Origin of the sequence: Pseudomonas sp. AL 58 (assembly GCF_036348395.1) — a bacterium.
GTDB lineage: Bacteria > Pseudomonadota > Gammaproteobacteria > Pseudomonadales > Pseudomonadaceae > Aquipseudomonas > Aquipseudomonas defluvii.
This window is the reverse complement of record NZ_JAZBQR010000059.1, coordinates 1-848: the sequence shown is the minus strand read 5'-3', so window position 1 is coordinate 848 and position 848 is coordinate 1. Positions and strand designations below refer to the sequence as shown.

At 66.6% G+C, this 848-nt stretch carries 1 protein-coding gene; it reads left to right on the top strand.

Translation table 11 applies throughout. The features are described 5' to 3' along the window. Window positions 1–848, top strand: an 848-nt coding sequence (locus UIA24_RS23025; RefSeq protein WP_330524043.1) for an FAD/NAD(P)-binding oxidoreductase, incomplete at both ends; no start/stop codon positions are given.

Genomic DNA, 848 nt, shown 5'->3' with positions numbered 1-848 from the left:
ATGAACCAGCACTGTGACGTGCTGGTGGTTGGCGGCGGCCCGGCTGGCCTGGCCGCTGCCTTGGCGGCTGGCCGCAGCGGCGCCCGGGTGATCCTTGCCGATGAGCAGGAAGAGTTTGGCGGCAGCCTGCTCGACACCCGTGAAAGCCTCGACGGCAAGCCTGCCGCGGAGTGGGTGGCGGCTGCCGTGGCCGAACTCAAGGACATGCGCGAAGTGACCTTGCTGCCACGGGCCACCGTGAACGGCTACCACGACCACAACTTCCTGACCATCCACGAGCGCCTGACCGACCACCTGGGCGATCGCGCACCACTGGGGCAGGTGCGTCAGCGTATCCACCGCGTGCGTGCACGGCAGGTGGTGCTGGCCACTGGCGCCCACGAGCGTCCGCTGGTGTATGGCAACAACGACGTGCCGGGCAACATGCTGGCTGGCGCAGTATCGACTTACGTACGCCGCTACGGCGTGGCACCGGGCAAGAAACTGGTGCTTTCGACCAACAACGACCACGCGTATCGCGTTGCGCTGGATTGGTTCGACGCCGGCCTCAAGGTCGTCGCCATTGCCGATGCGCGGCATAACCCGCGTGGTTCGCTGGTCGAAGAAGCCCGCGCCAAAGGCATTCGCATTCTGACCTCCAGCGCGGTGATCGAAGCGCGTGGCAGCAAGCATGTGACAGCCGCCCGCGTGGCAGCCATCGACCTGAAAGCCCACGCAGTGACCAGCCCAGGCGAGTGGCTGGAGTGCGACCTGGTGGCCAGTTCGGGCGGCTACAGCCCGGTGGTTCACCTGGCTTCGCACCTGGGTGGCAAGCCGGTCTGGCGTGAAGACATCCTCGGCTTCGTGCC